Source organism: Ruegeria sp. HKCCA4008, assembly GCF_013033125.1.
GTDB lineage: Bacteria > Pseudomonadota > Alphaproteobacteria > Rhodobacterales > Rhodobacteraceae > Ruegeria.
The window spans coordinates 110,488-129,901 of sequence record NZ_WQDM01000009.1 but is presented as its reverse complement, the minus strand read 5'-3'; the positions used below and the strand labels follow the sequence as shown (position 1 = coordinate 129,901).

Below are 19,414 nucleotides of genomic sequence, written 5' to 3'. Positions count from 1 at the left end.
ACGGCTCTTCGAAAATTCATTAAATCGCTAGCACCACGGGATAATTTGCTGCGCCCGGCTCGTTGCAGCCATTTGGTGAAGTTCACGAAGGGTCTACTCCTCAAGTGTAGAAGACATTTATTCTCGGCCGGAAATACTCCGTACCGGAGTTGTGTTATGATGCCTCCAATTATGGAGGAAAAGTTGTTTCGCTATGTTTTGCCCGTCGCTCTCATTTTGGGGAACCCAGTCCTTGCTCAGGATGCAATAAACCCGTCTGGGCTTTCTGGACCTTCTGGTCGCCCTTATTCACCTTACGCTGAGCGCGCGTATCCAACTCAAGTCTATTTTGGAGACACCCACGTTCATACTGGACTTTCCGGGGACGCTGGCGGCGGCGGGACACGCCTCATGCCGCGAGATGCTTATCGGTTTGCGCGTGGCGAAGAGGTGATTTCTAACACGGGTCAACCAGTAAAACTTTCGATACCTCTCGATTTCTTCATGATTACAGACCATTCGGATGCGATGGGAGCAATCACCGACATCATTGGGGGTGCACCCAACATCCTGGCGGATGAGCAAGGCAGATATTTCCACGAGGAATTCAACAAAGGTGGGGAAGCCGCCTTGGCAGCTGCGCTTGAGCTTACCGCGGCATTTGCTCAAGGACAGGTTTCCCCTGCGCTGAACTATCAACCCGGCAATCCCGCTTACGCCCGTGTTTGGGACGACATTATTGATGCCGCGGAGGAGTACAATGACCCCGGCGTGTTCAGCACCTTCATAGCCTATGAATGGACATCTCTGGTTGCAGGGAACAATTTGCACCGAAACGTGATATTTCGCGACGGCCCTGAGCTCACAAGGCAGATACTGCCTTATACAACGACGCCCCCGGTAGGTTCACCAAACCCTCGTGATCTTTGGAAGTGGTTGGAAAACTATGAGCAAACAACCGGCGGGCGTGTGCTTGCTATTCCGCACAATGGAAACTTATCGAACGGCTGGATGTTCCCGCTCGTTGACGATTTCGCAGACGGGGTGCCGTTAGATCCCGCATATGCAGAAGCGCGAAACAAATGGGAAAGGCTATATGAATCAACCCAGATAAAGGGGGACGGTGAGGCCCACCCGTTCCTTTCACCTGACGATGAATTTGCTGACTTCGAAACGTGGGACTTCGGTAACCTTGACGCTTCGGTTCGAAAAGAGGCGGATATGTTGCCCGGCGAATATGCCCGATCCGGGTTGCTTCGCGGCCTGTCGCTTCAAAAATTTCTTGGGGTGAACCCTTTCAAGTTTGGTTTGGGTGGGGCCAGTGACACGCACACAGGTTTGACCGCCCCTGACAACGACAATTTCTTCGGAAAATTTACCGGCTACGAGCCCAGCGAAGAACGGAGCCAACATGTCAGCAAGACGTATGCTGACGGGACTGTTGCGCTGCGGTCGTCGCAATATATTACCGGCGGTCTGACAGCAGTATGGGCCGAGGAGAATTCCCGCACAGCCATCTGGGATGCGATGCATCGGCGTGAAACTTACGCAACAACAGGTCCCCGAATGCGCGTCCGTATGTTCGGTGGATATACTTTTACCGAAGAGGATGCCTTGCGGCGGGACTTGGCGCTTGTGGGATACACCAAAGGTGTGCCGATGGGTGGCGATCTTGGCCCTGGGGAAGGCTCTCCTACTTTTCTGGTATACGCGCTTCGTGATCCGATGGGAGCAAACTTGGATCGAATCCAGATCATAAAGGGTTGGTTAGATGCAGATGGAGAGCAACGGGAAAAAGTCTACGATGTGGCCTGGTCCGGTTCCCGCGAACCAGATGCCGCTGGTAAGCTGCCATCCGTAGGCACCACAGTTAACCTTTCAATCCCCTCGTGGACCAACACGATAGGTGCTTCTGAGTTAGGAACCGTGTGGCAGGATCCCGACTTTGATCCGTCAGAAAGCGCATTTTACTACGCCCGAGTTATCGAAATTCCGACACCCCGCTGGACGGCGTATGATGCCGTTAAGTTTGGAATTCAAATGCCAGACAATGTCCCATTGACAGCGCAGGAACGCGCATACACTTCGCCAATTTGGTACGCACCTGACCAATAGTCCGAACTTGCTGACTGTTCTGCTTTTCGCTTTAGGCCCTCATATCTTGCGTCGAATACTTCAAGTATTTCAGCCTTTTTATGAGGTCGCTCGATTGGTCATAGCGCATGGATGCCGAATGGATCGGAGAAACCCTTGATCATGGTTCCACCAAATGTGTCCAACACATATGCCGCCACCGACAGATCGAAGACTTCTTGATCAATCAATTAAAGGCTTCCGGTTTTCTGCGTCTCTGTCCCAAGGTAAGCAGCAAGGTTTACGGTCGATCCGATACAAGTATACGTCGCCCGATTATCTGTACCGGCATAGCCCGCGACGACTTCGCCAGTCGCTATTCCGATGCTGATTTTCAGGTCACTTTTCCCTTCTGAGCGCCGCTCGTGAACTTACATCTCAATCATGTTATGCATTTCATGCCCTTCCTACCCTGAGCTTTGCGCCAAGTTCGGCGGCGGCTGCGGAACTCCGAAACCGTCGCCCGGCATCAGACTGACAATTCCGCCATTGCTGGTATGCGAAATCAACACTTACAAACGAAACAACCTCAGGCGTCATAGAACAAACTTGCCATCGCATGGTCCGGCGTAGTCACCTAGGGCATACGGTTGGAGGAAACCTATGGCGCAATGGAAGTTCGTGATTGGGGTTTGTTGCGCGCTGTTTCTTGTCGCTTGCGCTCCAAAATCCCGTACATATGAAAAGACAGCATCGGCTGCGCTGCCGGCGAATTCGGGCACGGCTCTGGGCCAGGCGGCCGATCGCCTTGGGGACCCCAAAGACGGTCGGTCAGGCATCAAGCTGATCAGTGATGGAGAAGAAGCGCTTGTTTCACGGCTGCTGTTGGCGGCTGCTGCCGAGCGAACGATAGACGCGCAATACTACCTTCTACACAACGACCCAACAGGTCACCTTTTTGCAGCCAGTCTTTTGCAGGCAGCAGATCGGGGTGTTCGTGTCCGATTGTTGCTGGATGACATGGACACGTCCAGCTATGACGCGATGACGGCCGCGTTGGACAATCACAAAAACATTGAGATCAGGCTATTCAATCCATTTTGGCGGGATCAGAGCCTTTTGATTGCGGGTATCACAGATTTCAAACGCATCAATCGAAGAATGCACAACAAGTCCATGACGGCAGACAATGTGTTCACGATTGTGGGTGGAAGGAACATCGGTGCCGAGTACTTTCTGGCCCGGGAGGAAATGAACTACGCTGATTTGGATGTGCTGGCCGCAGGCCCCGTTGTACGCGAAGTGTCGCGTAGCTTTGACTCTTACTGGAACAGCGAGTTCGCAGTTCCGGCGCGTGCGGTCGTTGGGGAACCCGAAGAATTTGACCTTAGCGATGCGCGAGGCAGGTTGAAGGAACTGGTCGAAGAAGCGAAGCAAACGCAGTACGGCGCCGCCCTCAGAAAGTCAGCACAAGAGAACTTTGCAGATGGAGCCCTGTCACTGGATTGGCTGCCTGCAAAACTATATGCCGATCCGCCTTCAAAAGCTGCGGGTCTGGATAGTTCAGACCCCGTTCTGGCGTCTCAATTGCTTCCGTATTTTGAAAATGCCCGCAGTGAGGTGAATATCGTGTCCGCCTATTTCGTGCCGCGCAACAACGGCGTGAAATGGCTGACCGAACTCGAGAAGCGCGGGGTCGACGTAAAGGTCGTAACCAATTCACTTGCGTCTAACGACGTCGCACCCGTTTACGCACATTACGCTAAAAAACGCCGAGCACTTTTACGCGGTGGAGTAGAACTCTACGAACTGCGACCCGACGCTTATCAAGTTCAACGCCGCGGGATTAACTGGGCTCAATCGCGATCAGGCCTACACTCCAAGGCATTTGCGGTTGATGACCGATACTTGTTCGTAGGGTCGTTCAACTGGGACCCCCGGTCTGTCAACATCAACACCGAGATGGGAATTCTGATTGACTCGCCAGCATTGACTGCACAGACGATGGGTGCCTTGGACGACGTGCTGCCCGCATACACATATCATGTCACACTCGAGCAAGCTGGCCAGCTTAAATGGACGACAAGAGATGATGATGGCAACGTCCTTGAATATGAATCCGAGCCGACAGGATCAGCCTGGGATCACATAGTTTCCGGTTTCCTAAGTATTTTGCCAATTGGGTCGCAGCTTTAGGTCTTTTTGACAAATAGTCTGATGGCGTGTCGCCCTTTTTTGGGGGGCGCGGCTACACCGAAAGGGGGACGCCCAGACATATTTCTGGCCATCGCCCGGGCGACCTTCAGTAAAACCCAATCTCGCTGACATCCACACGGGCCTCGTGATCGCGCCCATAGGCTACAACTCCAACCGAGGTGATTTCGTCAGCGACGGGAATAGCGCGCAACATGGCACCTGAAGCCTTGAAGGCTGACAAAGGCAAAGAGACTTCGGTCCAGTCTTCTGAAGTTGGAAACTCGGCCTGGTAGTATTGCCAAGGAAGCACGGTGCCACGTGTCCTGAGGTGAACAAAGTAGTGCTCGCCGTTACCCCGGACCAACAGCCTTACGCCCGATACGCCAACATCGGGCCGATCAGGCAACTTGCGTCGGAACTGGATGAAGCCACCGTTGTTTTTTGTACTGACGGTTCCGGTCAGACGCGCGAATGCGACATCACCTTCCAAACGAAACTGCACTTGCCCTGAAGAGACGCCTCCCATGACTGTGTCCGCAACATAGTCCCAACGCGTCTCCGGAGACTTGGAAAAGTCCTCAGCAAGGTTTTCATCAGCCTGTGCCATTGTAGATCCGAGCATAACAAGCCCCGAAAAAAGCGCAAAGAAGTTGGCACGCATGTTGTTCCGTCTCAATTCAGTATCGCAATGGAAAGATTAAGCGCCGTGGCAAATGCGACCCATGCACAATACGGCAGGAAGGCCAGCGCGGAGACTGGATCCGAGTTCCTCACCCGAGCGATGAACACGAAGATGACAGCCAGCAACGCAACAATGACCACAAAGGCAACCCACGGCATTTGCAGTACGAAAAAGGTTGGTGACCACAAAAAGTTCAGCCCCATCTGCGCCCACCACAACTTCATGGCGGCCGAGCTCCGGTCTGCTTCGAACTGGCGCCAGCCCGCCATCGCGATCAAAACATAAAGCGCCGTCCAAACCGGGCCAAAAATCCAATTTGGTGGATTGAAAGCAGGTTTAGAAAGTTGCGCATACCAATCACCGGGTGCGGTTAGTATCCCGATCAGGATGCCGCCTCCGAGCATGAGCGCAAGAAATGCTATGCGGATCAACCAGTTCGACATTGCCGGGCAGCTCTCAGCAATCCTTGGTCATCACGTTGACGAACGCTTCGGAAGAGAAGGTCGCAGTATTGGTCTCATCCGAGACAGTATATGACACCATGGCGCCCTCGATCTCCGACCCAGAAACAGTGATTTCGCGTTGCCCAATGGTGTCATCTACATCGATGGTAAAAGCGAGTTGTTCCCCTGCCGCGAGGGAGGCGATCTCAAGTTCAATTGTATTTTGCCCGTCCACGACCGAAGGAAGCTGACGCAGTGCGTCAGCACCTTCAACGAATTCGAGAGGTTGAAAAACCTCCACGCCCGCGCCTTTTTCGGTAACGTCGAAAATCAAACGTCCGGCAGATTGCGACAAGTCAATTTTGACGGTCGAGGCTACGACGTCGCAAGTTCCGACATTTGTCAGAACAAAACGATCCTTTGGTGCGCCCTCTACGAAGCGAATTTGAACACCAGCTTGAAGCGAAGTGGCTGCGAAAAACCCAAGGGTCGCAGCGATAATACTGGGTGGAAGCATTCTTTTCTCCTTGTTAAGAGGTACTTGATAAATACGCCTCGGCGGGTGTCTTGGATCAGATTAATGCCTTTTGCCTATCGTGGTTCAGCCAATAATTGCTTTCGAAGTTACGGCTACAATCGCGCCTCGGAGATCAAGTGCGGCCTGGATGAAATGCAGGTGGCCAATAACTTCGACTGCCACGGGTGGATCGTCGGAATCGCTCCCAAAGTCCCTGATGAGAAGCTCCGCACGCAATTCACCGGGAACATTGGCGGGCAACACTGACGCGCAGTGCTTTGTTCCGACCTCGCCTGACTTTGTCAAAACACTGACGTCACCCGCTGCATGGCTTCCAGATTTTCCTCGGTTGAAAAAAAATAGGCATCCTGTCTTTGCTCCTAGAACCCCAGAAAATGAGATTTGCGACCCTAGGTAACGCCTCGGGCCCGTGGAAAGCAGAAAACAACTCGGCATCTTGTCCTCGGGCTGAACACGGCAATCCGGGTTCTGGGGCTGCATCTTCAAGTTCTGGACCTGAGACGTCCTGCGCGCATACAGCCGTGCCCGACAATACAAACGCAATGGCAGGTGCGGGCCATGTGATCGCTTGAACCAATTTCCCAATCTGTTTCAGCAATCAGGTGTTTCTCCTTATTTGGTCCTCGGCGCTGCGGGCTTTCGGGCAGTTACGAGTTGGAAATAAAGGTTCATACGCAAGCAAGTTTGGTTGAACTTGCCGCTATGCGGTCGCCAACAACGCATCGGAAAGCTCGTATTCCGAAAGGGCTCCCGGTGCACCTATTGCAACAAGCCTTGTTTCGCGTTTTCGGTGGCCCCATACCCCATCCCTTGCGATGTCCATACGTTTTCCAACGACCTGAACGAGAATGCGATGATCCGGGTCCTCCTCGCTAAAAACAAAACCCTTGAGGCGATAGACATCGCTTGGAAGCTTTCGAATTGCACTCCGAAGAGAAGACAAGCTTATCGGGCGTTCAGCTTTCATCATAGTTGTAGAGAAGCTGTCCGAGTGATCAGAGTGGTGGCAACCACAATCCGGTCCATGTTCGTGATGATCGGGTATTTCTGTTTCGAGCTGTTCGGCGGCAAAGCGGCCAACTGAAAGAAGAATATCCAGTGGGACGTCTGCGTTGACAGCTTCGACCAGGCGATATCGACGGAAGCGAGACCCGAGCCAATCGTGCACCTTTTGAACAGCCGCCCTGTCGACGAGATCGACTTTGTTCAAAATAACCATGTCCGAGAACGCGATTTGACGGAGCTTCAGTTCCATTTGTTCCGGCGCAGCAAATAGCTGTTCCGCATCGACAAGACACATTAGGCTGTCCAAGCGGATCATGTCCCGAAACTTCTGATCGGTAAATGTCATCGCGATAGACGACGGGTCGGACACACCACTTGCCTCAAGGACGATGTATTCCGGCTTCTCAGGCCGGGCAAGTACGGCTTCCACCGTTTCGATCAGGTCATCTCGTATCGAGCAACAAACGCAACCATTAGCCAGGCTCATCACATCATCTTCGAGGCCGACTACAAGATCGGCATCGACATTGATGGATCCAAAGTCATTTACCAGAACCGCAACCCGCAACCCGTGATTGCCTGTCAGGATGCGGTTCAAAAGTGTTGTCTTACCGGCTCCTAGAAAGCCGGTAAGGATCGTCACGGGGATCGCAGAAGTCGAACCAAATTCAATCATCGTTCGATCTCCTCTCAGTCTTCATCACGCGTGCCGATTACATCCGAAACTTTGATGGTAAAGTCCTGCGGCCAGTCCCCGCCGGGTGCTCGGAAAACGTCAGTTGGGTAGTACTCGCGTGGATCAATCTCCATATCTCTGTACTTCTGGTCTTGCTGATCTGCTCGGGTGAGCCTCGGGTTCGGTAGTGTGATTTCATCCGGAAGCTCAATACGTCCGGCCTCTGCTGCCGCAGCCAGTTCCCGGAATGGCGGAACGGTACCGGATTTTCCGGGCAGTGCAGCTTTCCTGTACCAAATTGCATCCTTGGTCACGTTCACAACGGCTACATCGAGACCCCATTGGAACAGACCGTCGTAATGAGCGCGAATACCAGCCAGCATTTCAGCGTCGATGTCTTCGTCCTGGGTATAGTGTGTCACCATTCCCAAACGCGGCCTTGTGTCAGCAAAGAGCTTACCCACGGCATAGTGGGAGGTGTGATGCGTATCGATGGTGTAGTTAAAGAGATCCTGTGGGATACCATATTTGTAGGTCATCAGCTGACCAATATCCTGTCCCGACATTTCGGTTACAAAGACATCAACACCTTCGCCGTATTTACGTGAAAGCTCATCCGGGCGACCATCGCCGGTCCATACAAAGCTCAGCCCGTTCCAATCGAGCCGATAGCCAACCGCACCGTCCTTGGCGTGGCTTCGTGGCCAGGACCGAACAGTCACGCCATCTTCGTCATAAACGATGCCGCCTTCCTGACGGAAATCGAATTCGTTGACTTCGATCTCGTAGCCGTCCCCAATCGGGAACACATCAAAGGCCTCCAGATGCCATTTGAGCATCTGTTGCATGCCTTTGACCATTCCGGCTGTCCCAAGTTCCGGTGTCCGACCAGAGGGACCGTGAATGCGCAATGGCGTGTAGCCACCCGACCAGGCACGGAACGGGTAAATATACGGAATGTCGGCATAGTGGTCGACATGCAGGTGAGAGATGAAGATGTCGTTGATCAGTTGCCCCGGTACTTGCATGGCAATGATGTTGCGGACACAACCGGAGCCAAAATCGAAGAAGAACCGCTTTCCATTCCCCAACTCCACCATGATACAAGTACCCGCCTGATCTTCGCGCGGTGGATACGGTGTTGAACCACAGAATGAGATGCGCATCTCATCTGGCCCCAACTCCTCACTCAGTGGAAAATAGTTCGCGTTTGAACCGGTCATGTACTTCGTCGGGCGGAAGTACTCTGGCAATGATATGCCGCCTGCGGGTCGACCGCCATATGGGTTCTTGAGTGTTTCTCCCAGGGGGCCGTCTCCTTCGTGGGCCTCGGCACTTCCTGCCGCAAACCCTGCTGCCCCTGTCGCAGCCGCTCCAGTGGCCAAGCCCTTTAGAACACTCCGCCGCGACGGGTCTTCGATTTGCTCTGTTGGTTGCCCCTGTTTGTTTTCCAGGTCTTTCCCAGTGTCTTCCTTAGTCATGGACCAGTCCTCAGTTAGAAGTGTTGCGAAGGCTTCGCTTCACCATCCGGCGAAGCTCGTTGATCAGCTCAGATTTGATGTGGGTCCATTCCGCGCGCTCTGGGGCTGGTATCGATGTGTCATCCAACAGTGCCGATACTTTCTTCAGGTCTTCGATTGCCTCGCTAAGCAACGCATCCGCTTGGTTATACCCTGAAAGCGCATCGGAAAGCTCTGGAAGCTCGTCACTCAGTTCCCAAGTCACTGGATTATCCATGGTTCCCACTATCTATTCTCAGATCAAGATGAGTGCGGTTGACGATGCAGGCCAAGTGAGTCACCGTGAGTTGGGGGTGAGTTTGCTTTGAACCAAGCTAATGAATTGCCGATAGATCAAGATATTGCACCGCCATCGCCGGAGCTTGTCCGACAGGCACTTCAGAGCGTTGTTTCAAGCGTCGCGTTCCAGGCTTCGCCGCGACTCCAGCAATTTATTACTTACGTGGTCGAAGAAACTCTCGCTGGTCGCGGCGCCCAAATCCGTGGCAAAGCAATCGCAGTCGAAGTTTACGGTCGAAGTATTGATGGCACCGGTGGCCGAAATCTCGTTCGCGTTGAAGCCAGACGGCTGCGTCGACTGCTTCATGAGTTTTACGAAGATCAATGGAACGGCAAAGGGGTTCGCATTTTTGTTGATCCGGGTGGATACAAGCCACGGTTTTCGCAAAAAAATACGACAGCATACGACACTTCAGAGGTACCGAGTAGCGATGTGTTAGCAGAACATCCGCGTTTGCGAAAGTTGCTGCCGCTTGGACTGGGTTGTCTTGTATTGATTGCTGGGCTTGGCTTTTGGCTGGCTCAAGATAGCAATGTGGTTTTGCACCCAACCCAATCCCTAGGACAGGCTGAAAGAGCAGCGCTTGGTGAGCAGTCCTTGACGAGACTTCAGGCGGCTAACCTTGCGGATCAAGCCAGAGGAATGTTTTTTCCTGTTTTCGATGTCAAACGACAGCAAATAGCATTGGGAATGTTCCAACATGCCACAGAGTTGGACTCGGCACTTTCCGATGGCTACGCCGGATCGGCACAAGTTCTGGCGACTTTGGCTATTTTGTCCCCGGACACAGCGCAAAGAGATGACCTCATCAGCAAGGCTTCGGAGATGTCGGGAAGGGCGCTTGATCTGTCTCCGACAGATGCCTGGGCAAACGGCGCAAATGGTTGGGTATTGGCTGCCCAAAATAATCCAGTCGAGGCTAAAAAATATGCAAGAATGTCCGTCGAACTTGCTCCGAATGATGGTCATATCCTGGATCTTGTCGGCATCACAGCCATCCTGGCTAACGCACCGGAACTTGCTGCCGAGGTTAGCAATCCCGAAAGACTAAGGTCAGGATCGGGCCGCTTTGGCGCACGTAATATTTGGGGTGTATCGCAGCTTATGCTCGGGAATTACGAAAAGGTTGTCGAAGCATTTCAAGGCGCGCCCGCTGCCGGTGCGCCCGTAAGTGCTCCGTCGCTCCTATTCCAGGCCGTTGCGCAGGATCAGCTGGGACATTCGCAAGAAGCACAACGACTGGTCACTGAAATGCGCAAAACGTGGCCTGAGTTTCCATCGGAGTTTCTCGCCGGCAGGATCTTCCACAATGATGACGCAACGCGGCAAGCGATACTTGATACTCTGACTAGATACTGATCAAACAAATCGTACCGCAGCCGATGCAAAGTGTTCTAGGGTCAAACCTTGATGTCACATTCAGAGGTACAATGCGACGTTGAACTCGAATGATTGGTCTTGGTCCGAAGACTTTACAGCGTTGAAAGCCATTGAAGATTGCAAGAATTGACGAATCCGGACGACTTTGCACAGCCCGCTTTCTGCGCATCGGAGACCTTTTCAAAAATCCAAGCAAGAAAGGCCGCATAGAACCCAAGGTTCTTGAGGAGGACCTTTACGGGATTCAGCAACGCAAGGGGCCGTAACCGCAAAGACTACGCCAAAAGACTGAACTATTTTGCACGATTTACTTGCGACACTGCGCGGCTCGAGAAACGCGTTCAATTGATTGTAGCCACTGCACGTCTCCCTCAACTAAAACCGGGCGCCTCTCAAACAAGGATGCATCCTGATAGGATAAATTCCAACTTGATCATATGGCAGCAGTTCATTTTCAGGCTTGTGATAGGCCCTCGCCTTAAGAATAGAGATTTCCGTAGTTGCTGGGTGAGCGCGTCCAAGCCGGCGCGCTCACTTTGCTTGGCATAGCCTGTCGCTATGGGGTTAAGAGCGATGTATCACTCTGCAGCGACTGCTTCCTCTTCCAGTGCCGGATAATCGGTATACCCTTTTTCATTGCCGCCGTAGAGAGTGGTTGGATCGAGCTCATTCAGTGCGGCGTCTTTCTCCAGCCGGTTGACAAGATCCGGGTTGGAAATAAACGGCCGACCAAAGGCCACCAGATCGACGGCGCCGGTCTCGACCGCTTCAATCGCCATGTCTCGGTCATAAGCGTTGTTGCCCATTTTAACTCCGTCAAACAATTCATAGAGCGCCTTTAGGTCACCACCTTCAGGAATATCGCGCGGGCCGCCGGTCTGCCCTTCTACGAGATGGAGATAGGCCAACCCATAGCTATTCAACAATTTGATCGCATGCGAGAATGTCGCCTGTGGGTCGCTGTCGGAAATGTTGTTTGCGTCCGAGAACGGGCTGAGGCGGACACCGACGCGGTCTGTGCCCCACACGTCGACAACAGCGTCCATCACCTCTTTCAAGAATCGCGCTCTATTCTCAACAGGACCACCGTATTCGTCTTTACGCTTGTTCGACCCGTCGCGCAGGAACTGATCGATAAGGTATCCGTTGGCTGCATGGACCTCTACACCGTCGAAACCAGCCTCTTTGGCGTTTTCCGCGGCCCTCCGGTAGTCCGCAACAATGTCAGCAATTTCTTCGATGGCCAGAGCTCGCGGTTCGGAAGTTTCAACAAACTGCTCACCATCAAACGTCTTGGCCTTAGCGCCAATTGCGGATGGCGCGACAGGGGCTTCACCACCCTCCTGCAAGCTGTAATGCGAAATCCGTCCGACATGCCAAAGCTGGATTACGATCTTCCCGTCTTTGGCATGGACGGCCTCAGTCACTTTTTTCCAGCCGTCGATTTGCGATTTGGAATAAATGCCGGGCGTCCAGGCATAGCCTTTGCCTTGGAGCGAGATTTGCGATGCTTCCGTGATGATCAGACCAGCAGCTGCCCTCTGCGCGTAGTACTCGGCCTGCAATTCATGGACACTGTCATCCTCAGCTCTTGCCCGGTTACGGGTCAGTGGCGCCATGACAATGCGGTTCTTAAGCTCGATTGCACCAGCTTTGATGCCCGAGAACAGTTTTTCATCAGCCATTGCTGCTTCCTTCTTTGGTAGACTTCGTTCAGATATTATTGGACCAACTAGTCCAATATTGTGCTCACTGTCTCTTGTTTGAGTTTGTGTTAGGTTTCATTTCGTTATGGTGGCGGGAGACCTTATGGCGAAATCACCAACCGGGCTTGTTTCAGGGTTTGCGATATCTGCTCAGCGGGAACGCCCGCCTTACGCAAGGCTAGCGTGCCAATGGCAAGGGAGGCATAGGCGCGCGCCCTGTCGAGCGCCAGACCCGGATCTGAAGGCTCAAGCGCTTCCGCAATAATTTTGTCAATGCTCTCCAAATGTTGGCGCCCGAGATCGGCCACTTCATCATCATGCGGGGCAAGCTCGGTAAGGCAGTTGATCAGCATGCAGCCGTCACGACCTCCTTGCGGATTCGCCAAGGCTTCCATTATCGCGCCGACGGGGTCATCTCCGCCCGCGTCCGCGACGTCGCGCAAAGCTTTCAAACCACGTCTTGAATAGTGGCTGAGGGCTTTGCGAAACAATGCCTGCTTGTTTCCGAAGGTTCCATAAAAGCTGGAACGGCTCAAACCCATGGCCTTGGTCAGATCGTCCACCGACGCGGCCTCGTAGCCCTTGTGCCAAAATACGCACAAGGCTTTTTCCAAAGCATCGGCTTCGTCAAAGGCACGAGGCCTACCCGGGCCTGCGGGCGACTTGATGTCGGCAATTGGAAGGATTTCTTTGCTCATGGCGTAGATGTGGAATGATCAGTCCAGAATTTCAAGGGACCAGTCAGATAAAGCTGTTCATCCGACTTCATTCGCAGGTCTGTTTGGCAAAGGAACTTGCTACAACATGATCAGAAATCCAGATTCTCAACACTCAAGGCGTTTTTCTGGATGAACTCCCGACGAGGTTCCACGACGTCACCCATCAACTTGGTGAACAGATCATCCGCCTCGACCATGTCATCCACGCGCACTTGCAGTAGTGTCCGCGCATCCGGATCCAGTGTCGTTTCCCACAGCTGGTCAGGGTTCATCTCACCCAGGCCTTTATAGCGCTGCAAGGACAAGCCCTTTTCACCCTCTTCCAGAATGGCGCGCAACAAGTCCAGCGGACCGTGGATCATCTGGCTGCGATCACGACGGTTCAAAGTGGCCGGAGAGTTGTAGATCTCTTGCAGGCTTTGCGTAAAGCTACCGGTCTTGCGCGCCTCGCCCGAGCGCAGCATCGGGCCATCCAGCGTGCGAACCTCTTCAACACCGCGCAGGATACGGGCCAGCCGGATGCCGTGATCCTGTGTGATCCGACCCTGCCAACCGCGTTCGTATTCCAACGCGATCAGATCCAGCCGTGCGGCGACTTTGTCAGCCACACCTTGCAGATCGGCGTCCACCGCACCCGGCACGAAAGCCCCAGCCACGGCGGCCTGTTCCAGAATATGACGCGGGTAATGCGTTGGAAACGCGTCCAGCACACGTTTCAACTGGCGCGCTTCGTCCACCACGCGGGTCAGATCCTGACCGACGATCTCTTCGCCCGAGCCCAGTTTCAGAACCGCGCCTTCGACGCCTTGATTGATTAGATAGTCATCCAGAGCGGCCTGATCCTTCAGGTAAACCTCTGACTTTCCGCGGGAAACCTTGTACAGCGGCGGTTGCGCGATATAGAGGTACCCGCCCTCGATCAGCTCTGGCATCTGCCGATAGAAGAAGGTCAGCAACAGGGTCCGGATATGCGCGCCGTCCACATCCGCATCGGTCATGATGACGATCTTGTGGTAGCGCAGCTTTTCAATGTTGAATTCATCGCGGCCAATGCCCGTACCCAGCGCCATGACGAGGTTGCCAATTTCCTGAGACGACAGCATCCGGTCGAACCGGGCGCGTTCCACGTTCAGGATTTTCCCCCGCAAGGGCAGAACCGCCTGCGTCAGACGATCCCGTCCGGTCTGTGCCGATCCACCTGCCGAGTCACCCTCGACGAGGAAGACTTCGGTTTTCGATGGATCTTTCTCGGAACAATCCTTCAGCTTGCCCGCCAGATAGTTCACATCCATCGCCGTCTTGCGCCGGGTCAGCTCGCGCGCCTTCCGCGCAGCTTCCCGGGCCAACGCAGCCTCGATGATCTTGCCGACGATATTCTTGGCCTCGTTGGGGTTTTCTTCGAACCACTCGGCCAGTTTTTCATTCATCAGACCTTCGACAGCCGGACGGACCTCGGAGGAAACCAGCTTGTCCTTGGTCTGGGACGAGAATTTCGGATCGGGCACTTTCACCGACAATACGCAGGTCAAACCTTCGCGCGCATCGTCACCGGTGAAGCTGACCTTTTCCTTTTTCGCGATCCCGCTGGACTGCGCATAGTTGTTGATCGTCCGGGTCAAAGCCCCCCGGAACCCCGCAACGTGGGTCCCGCCGTCGCGCTGCGGGATGTTGTTGGTGAATGGCAGCACCGTTTCGTGGTAGCTGTCATTCCACCACATGGCGATCTCGACACCGATATCGTCGCGCTCGCCCTTGATATAGATCGGCTCGGGCATGGCCGGCGTTTTGGATCGGTCGAGGTATTTGACGAACTCCTTTACGCCGCCCTCGTAGAACAGCTCAGTCTCCAGCCGCTCGGCAGGGCGTTCGTCGATCAGGATGATCCGCACGCCCGAGTTCAGGAAGGCCAGTTCGCGCAGCCGTTTTTCCAACGTCTCGAACGAGTATTCGAGATTCAAGAACGTGTCGGTCGACGCCAGAAACCGCACTTCGGTTCCCGTACGATCGCCGCATTCGCCGACAACCTTCAGATGCTCTGCCGTTTCACCACCCTCAAATCGCGCCACGTGCTCTTTGCCCGCGCGCCAGATGCGCAGCTCCAGCCAATCCGACAGGGCGTTTACCACCGAAACACCCACGCCATGCAAGCCGCCCGACACCTTGTACGAGTTGCTGTCGAACTTGCCGCCCGCGTGCAGCTGGGTCATGATGACCTCTGCTGCTGAAACGCCTTCTTCCGGGTGGATATCAACCGGAATTCCGCGGCCGTTGTCGCTGACCGAAACGCTGGAATCCGCGTGAATTTTCACGGTCACATGGTCGGCGTGACCCGCCAGCGCTTCGTCAATTCCGTTGTCGACAACCTCATACACCATGTGGTGCAGGCCCGATCCATCATCCGTGTCCCCGATATACATCCCGGGGCGTTTGCGAACGGCCTCTAATCCCTTGAGAACTTTGATGGAATCTGCGCCGTATTCTTGAGGAGCCTGTGCGTCTTCGGACATTCAGTCAGTACCTATATTATTTTGGTACCTTATACGTTTTCTGGTGGGGATTGTCACGCGATCCCCCAATATTTTGTGTGTGCTCGGGTCGTTTTCTGCCCATCTGATTCCACCTCATAACCGGTCGATATCAGAAGCGATATCCGCCGCGATTTCCAGCGCATCGACATCCTTGCGTTCGGCCGACAACCGAAGCCCCAGAATGTCCGACTGATACCGGGCCGCCAGCCGATCCGGGTCATGTTCAGGCCGGATTTCACCGGCGGCCTGGGCGCTGCGAAACAGGTCGGCGAAACACGCCTTCATTTCCGCCATGTGACGCGCGGCCTGATCCGCAAGCGTATGATCCTTCGCCTGCAACTCGGCATATGTCTTTGCCAACATGCAAGCCTTTGCCGGGTTCTCGACCGCTTCGATGACCAAACGAGGTTGCGCCTTGAGCGCTTCCTTCGGCCCCAATCTTTCGGCAAGGGCTTTCAGGCGCGCCACACCCTCTTGCGTGTAGCTTTCCAGCGTCAACGCATAGAGCGCATCCTTCGACCCGAAAGCCGCGTAGAAACTGCCGGGTTTCAGCTTCAATTCCCGCTCAAGGTCCTTCAGCGACGTACCAGCCCAACCCTGACGCCAGAAAATGTCACGGGCTTTCTCGATCAACGCGTCGCGATCATATGCGGGTTTACGGGGCATCGGCATCACCAATTCTTGAACGTTCGCTCAAATATATACTTGAGCGATCACTCAAGAAACCCTAAATACCATCCATCGCGCCAGAAACAGGAGTCCCGACATGGCCACTTTCCCGTCTCATGATATCGAATCCGCACCCGAAGCATCCAAACCACTGCTGGAAAAGTCCCAGGCCGCCTTTGGCCGTTTGCCGGGCCTGCACAAGGTGATGGCAGAAAGCCCACAGCACCTTGAAGGCTATCAAGTTCTGCACAGCCTGTTCTTGCAGACCGATTTCGACAACGATGAGAAGACCGTCGTCTGGCAGACCATCAATGTGGAAAACGAATGCCATTACTGCGTGCCCGCGCACACCGGCATCGCAAAGATGATGAAGGTATCAGACGAAATCTCCCAGGCTCTGCGCAATGAAACCCCACTGCCTTCGCCCAAGCTCGAAGCGCTGCGCACCTTCACCCTGCAAGTGATGGAAACCCGTGGCAACCCGACCGAGGAACAGCTTCAGGCGTTCTTCGACGCGGGCTATTCCCATCGTGCGGTTCTGGACGTGGTGCTGGGCCTGGCACAAAAAACCATGTCAAACTACGTCAACCACATGGCCAAAACACCGGTCGATGAAGTCATGCGCGGCTTCCTGTGGGAGCGCAAAGTCAACGAACCGACCTAAGCCGACACCACCGACCCCTCATCGCCTTCGGTCACGATCAGCGTCTGGGCCCGGTCACCCAACTCCTCAAACAGTTCAGGCCCGGTGCCCGTCATCCAGGCCTGAGCACCCAACGCACAGATCTCGTCATAAAGTGAAGCGCGCCGACCCGCGTCCAGATGAGCAGCCACCTCATCCAGCAACACGATCGGTGGCGCACCCACCATTGCGGCCAAAGCTCGGGCATTGGACAGAATCAATGAAACCAGCAGCGCCTTCTGCTCACCGGTCGAACAATCCTTGGCGGGAACACCCTTGGCAGCAAAGACGCCATACAAGTCTGACCGATGCGGCCCAACCAAAGTCCGCCCCGCAGCCAAGTCCCTGAACCGGCTTTCATTCAAAGCCTCGCGCAAATCCTCAGCCGTTTCCGGCATCGCACCTTCGGTTTGCACCAATTCCAACTCGGCAGACGGAAAAGCCGTTTCCGCCTGGTCCTGCGCCGCCCGCAGATGGCTCAACGCCGCCAATCGCGCTGCGTGGATACGATGCCCCATCTCGGCCAGCTGACCCTCAAGCGCAGCATACCAATGCGCGTCCCGAACCTGCTCTTTCAGCAAACGGTTCCGTTCGCGCATTGCTTTTTCGTACGTCAGCGAGGCCTCTGCATGAGACGGATCAAAACTGAGCGCAATGCGATCAAGAAACCGGCGCCGGCCTTCGGCCCCTTCAATCCACAGGCGGTCCATGGACGGAACCAGCCAGACCACCCGGGCAAGTTTACCCAGATCAATCTGGGTGGCGGATTTTCCGTCAATCCTTACCTGCCGTGCTGCACCACCCTCAGACCAGGTTTCGATTTCGAAATTCTGACCCTGCGATTGCAAAAGTCCCGACAGTTTCCAGCCCAACACCTCGGGCCGTCGCGTCATCTCGGCCGCGCTTGCCCGCCGCATTCCGCGACCGGGTGAAAACAAGGATACCGCTTCCAGAATATTGGTCTTGCCCGCACCGTTCGGCCCGTGAATCGCCACCGGCCGCCCGTCCAGAGACAACCGCGCCAGCTTGTGAGACCGAAAATGCGAGACCGTAAGCTCGGTCAGGGCCAATCCCATGACCCCTCCCTTCATCTTTTCAAAAATACTCCCGCCGGAGGCATCGCGCGTCCGCGCGATCAGACGCGCATTGGCATGACGACGTAAACCGCGCTCTGATCATTGCCTTCGCGCATCAGGGTCGGGTCGCCAGCTGAATTGAACATGAACACCGCATTCTCTCGATCCACCTGAGACGCGATCTCCAGCAGATATTTGGCATTGAACCCGATCTCCAGACGCTCATCACCATAGGCGACCGCCAGTTCTTCCTCGGCCGCGCCACTGTCTGGTGCGTTCACCGACAGGACCAGCTTGTCGCCATCCAGTTGCAGCTTCACCGCACGCGAACGCTCGGAAGACACCGTTGCCACCCGGTCCACGGCCTGTGCGAACTCGGCGGCATCCACTTCCAGCTTGCGCGTATTTCCTTGCGGGATAACGCGCGTGTAGTCGGGAAAGGTTCCGTCAATGACCTTCGAGGTCAGCGTGATATCAGGCGTGGCGAAACGCACCTTGGTTTCGCTGACCGAAACCGCGATATCCATTTCATCATCGTCCAACAGCTTGCGCAGCTCGCCCACGGTTTTACGCGGGACGATAACGCCCGGCATGCCCTCTGCACCATCCGGCAAATCGGCATCGATCCGAGCAAGCCGGTGGCCGTCGGTGGCCACGCAGCGCAGCACCTTGCCGCCATCGGATCCGTCGGCCACATGCATGTAGACACCATTCAGATAATACCGTGTCTCTTCTGTTGAGATTGCGAATTTCGACTTGTCGAACAACCGTCGCAGCAGGGCAGCCGAAGCCGTGAAATTTGATTGATACTCCGACGACGCCATGACCGGGAAATCCTCTTTCGGCAGCGTCGCCAGCGAGAAATTCGACCGACCCGCCTCAACCGTCAGACGCCCTGCCGCGCTGTCTGCGGTCAGCGTGACCAACGCTCCGTCGGGCAGCTTGCGCACGATCTCGTGCAAGGTGGTCGCGGCCACGGTGGTGGCACCGGCTTTCTCGACCTGCGCCGGGGCCTTGTCGACCACTTCGGTATCCAGATCGGTCGCGCGAAACAGCGCCTGATCGCCTTCCGCCTCGATCAGGACATTGGCAAGTATGGGAATGGTATTGCGGCGTTCCACTACGGATTGGGCCTGCGAAACGGCCTTGAGAAGGGTGCCGCGTTCGATGCTGATCTTCATACCCTCAATTCCTCTGACTTGCGTACCGACATGGGCGGGACTGGCACGTTAGCGGTTCCACCCTGAGGCACAAGGATTTTT

Annotated in this window: 17 protein-coding genes and 1 pseudogene; 5 read left to right on the top strand and 13 right to left on the bottom strand. The window is 54.8% G+C overall.

What is annotated here, in order from left to right; all coding sequences use genetic code 11:
• The first annotated feature begins 156 nt into the window (after positions 1–156).
• A complete protein-coding gene (locus GOW60_RS17775; RefSeq protein ID WP_171230316.1) occupies positions 157–2,094 on the top strand; it encodes a DUF3604 domain-containing protein in 1,938 nt (645 codons plus the stop codon).
• Between the two features lie 209 nt (positions 2,095–2,303).
• Here GOW60_RS17775 and GOW60_RS21455 read toward each other — a convergent pair.
• Positions 2,304–2,456 (bottom strand): annotated as a pseudogene (locus GOW60_RS21455) (adenylate/guanylate cyclase domain-containing protein); the annotation flags it as partial.
• 481 nt (positions 2,457–2,937) lie between these two features.
• On the opposite strand from GOW60_RS21455, the gene GOW60_RS17765 reads away from it, so the two are divergent.
• Positions 2,938–4,248, top strand: coding sequence for a phospholipase D family protein (locus tag GOW60_RS17765; protein ID WP_254444016.1), 1,311 nt, complete (start codon positions 2,938–2,940; stop codon positions 4,246–4,248).
• A 106-nt stretch (positions 4,249–4,354) separates the two neighbouring features.
• Here GOW60_RS17765 and GOW60_RS17760 read toward each other — a convergent pair whose 3' ends face one another.
• From GOW60_RS17760 to GOW60_RS17750, 3 genes are read right to left on the bottom strand one after another with little or no spacing between them, the layout of a single operon-like run.
• Positions 4,355–4,870 (bottom strand): CIA30 family protein, encoded by a 516-nt coding sequence (locus GOW60_RS17760; RefSeq protein WP_254444015.1) that lies wholly within the window; start codon positions 4,868–4,870, stop codon positions 4,355–4,357.
• Positions 4,871–4,920: 50 nt separating this feature from the next.
• Positions 4,921–5,373 (bottom strand): TspO/MBR family protein, encoded by a 453-nt coding sequence (locus tag GOW60_RS17755; RefSeq protein WP_171171727.1) that lies wholly within the window; start codon positions 5,371–5,373, stop codon positions 4,921–4,923.
• A 13-nt stretch (positions 5,374–5,386) separates the two neighbouring features.
• Positions 5,387–5,890, bottom strand: coding sequence for an aggregation factor core (locus GOW60_RS17750; RefSeq protein ID WP_171230313.1), 504 nt, complete (start codon positions 5,888–5,890; stop codon positions 5,387–5,389).
• A 63-nt stretch (positions 5,891–5,953) separates the two neighbouring features.
• Here GOW60_RS17750 and GOW60_RS17745 point away from each other — a divergent pair, with 63 nt between their 5' ends.
• Positions 5,954–6,157: a hypothetical protein gene (locus GOW60_RS17745; protein ID WP_171230312.1), complete on the top strand. Its 204-nt coding sequence runs from the start codon at positions 5,954–5,956 to the stop codon at positions 6,155–6,157.
• Positions 6,158–6,611: 454 nt separating this feature from the next.
• Here GOW60_RS17745 and GOW60_RS17740 read toward each other — a convergent pair whose 3' ends face one another.
• From GOW60_RS17740 to GOW60_RS17730, 3 genes are read right to left on the bottom strand one after another with little or no spacing between them, the layout of a single operon-like run.
• Complete coding sequence (locus tag GOW60_RS17740; RefSeq protein WP_171230311.1) at positions 6,612–7,592, bottom strand: GTP-binding protein; 981 nt, start codon at positions 7,590–7,592, stop codon at positions 6,612–6,614.
• Between the two features lie 14 nt (positions 7,593–7,606).
• Positions 7,607–9,073 (bottom strand): guanitoxin biosynthesis MBL fold metallo-hydrolase GntH, encoded by a 1,467-nt coding sequence (gene gntH / locus GOW60_RS17735; protein ID WP_217355620.1) that lies wholly within the window; start codon positions 9,071–9,073, stop codon positions 7,607–7,609.
• Between the two features lie 10 nt (positions 9,074–9,083).
• Entirely contained in the window at positions 9,084–9,329 is a 246-nt protein-coding gene (locus GOW60_RS17730; RefSeq protein ID WP_171230310.1) for a hypothetical protein, read from the bottom strand.
• Between the two features lie 87 nt (positions 9,330–9,416).
• Between GOW60_RS17730 and GOW60_RS17725 the strand changes: the two genes are divergently transcribed.
• Positions 9,417–10,751 carry a hypothetical protein gene (locus tag GOW60_RS17725; protein WP_171230309.1) on the top strand — a complete coding sequence of 445 codons (1,335 nt, stop codon included), beginning with the start codon at positions 9,417–9,419 and terminating at the stop codon, positions 10,749–10,751.
• A 599-nt stretch (positions 10,752–11,350) separates the two neighbouring features.
• Here the strand turns inward: GOW60_RS17725 and GOW60_RS17720 are convergent.
• The 4 genes from GOW60_RS17720 to GOW60_RS17705 all read right to left on the bottom strand — a co-directional run bounded on the left by GOW60_RS17720 (position 11,351) and on the right by GOW60_RS17705 (position 16,391).
• Positions 11,351–12,457, bottom strand: a complete 1,107-nt coding sequence (locus GOW60_RS17720) for an alkene reductase (RefSeq protein WP_171230308.1) — start codon at positions 12,455–12,457, stop codon at positions 11,351–11,353.
• Between the two features lie 122 nt (positions 12,458–12,579).
• Positions 12,580–13,176, bottom strand: a complete 597-nt coding sequence (locus GOW60_RS17715; RefSeq protein WP_171230307.1) for a TetR/AcrR family transcriptional regulator — start codon at positions 13,174–13,176, stop codon at positions 12,580–12,582.
• A 110-nt stretch (positions 13,177–13,286) separates the two neighbouring features.
• A complete protein-coding gene (gene gyrB / locus GOW60_RS17710) occupies positions 13,287–15,704 on the bottom strand; it encodes a DNA topoisomerase (ATP-hydrolyzing) subunit B (RefSeq protein WP_171230306.1) in 2,418 nt (805 codons plus the stop codon).
• Positions 15,705–15,818: 114 nt separating this feature from the next.
• On the bottom strand, positions 15,819–16,391 hold the full coding sequence (locus GOW60_RS17705) for a TetR/AcrR family transcriptional regulator (protein ID WP_171230305.1): 573 nt from the start codon (positions 16,389–16,391) through the stop codon (positions 15,819–15,821).
• A 100-nt stretch (positions 16,392–16,491) separates the two neighbouring features.
• Between GOW60_RS17705 and GOW60_RS17700 the strand changes: the two genes are divergently transcribed.
• On the top strand, positions 16,492–17,058 hold the full coding sequence (locus tag GOW60_RS17700) for a carboxymuconolactone decarboxylase family protein (protein WP_171230304.1): 567 nt from the start codon (positions 16,492–16,494) through the stop codon (positions 17,056–17,058).
• Here the strand turns inward: GOW60_RS17700 and recF are convergent.
• Both recF and dnaN read right to left on the bottom strand, forming a co-directional pair.
• Positions 17,055–18,152 (bottom strand): DNA replication/repair protein RecF, encoded by a 1,098-nt coding sequence (recF, locus tag GOW60_RS17695; protein WP_171230303.1) that lies wholly within the window; start codon positions 18,150–18,152, stop codon positions 17,055–17,057. The genes GOW60_RS17700 and recF overlap by 4 nt on opposite strands.
• Before the next feature lie 59 nt (positions 18,153–18,211).
• The gene (gene dnaN, locus GOW60_RS17690; protein ID WP_171230302.1) at positions 18,212–19,333 is read right to left on the bottom strand and encodes a DNA polymerase III subunit beta; all 1,122 of its coding nucleotides are present in this window, start codon (positions 19,331–19,333) and stop codon (positions 18,212–18,214) included.
• Positions 19,334–19,414 lie beyond the last annotated feature (81 nt).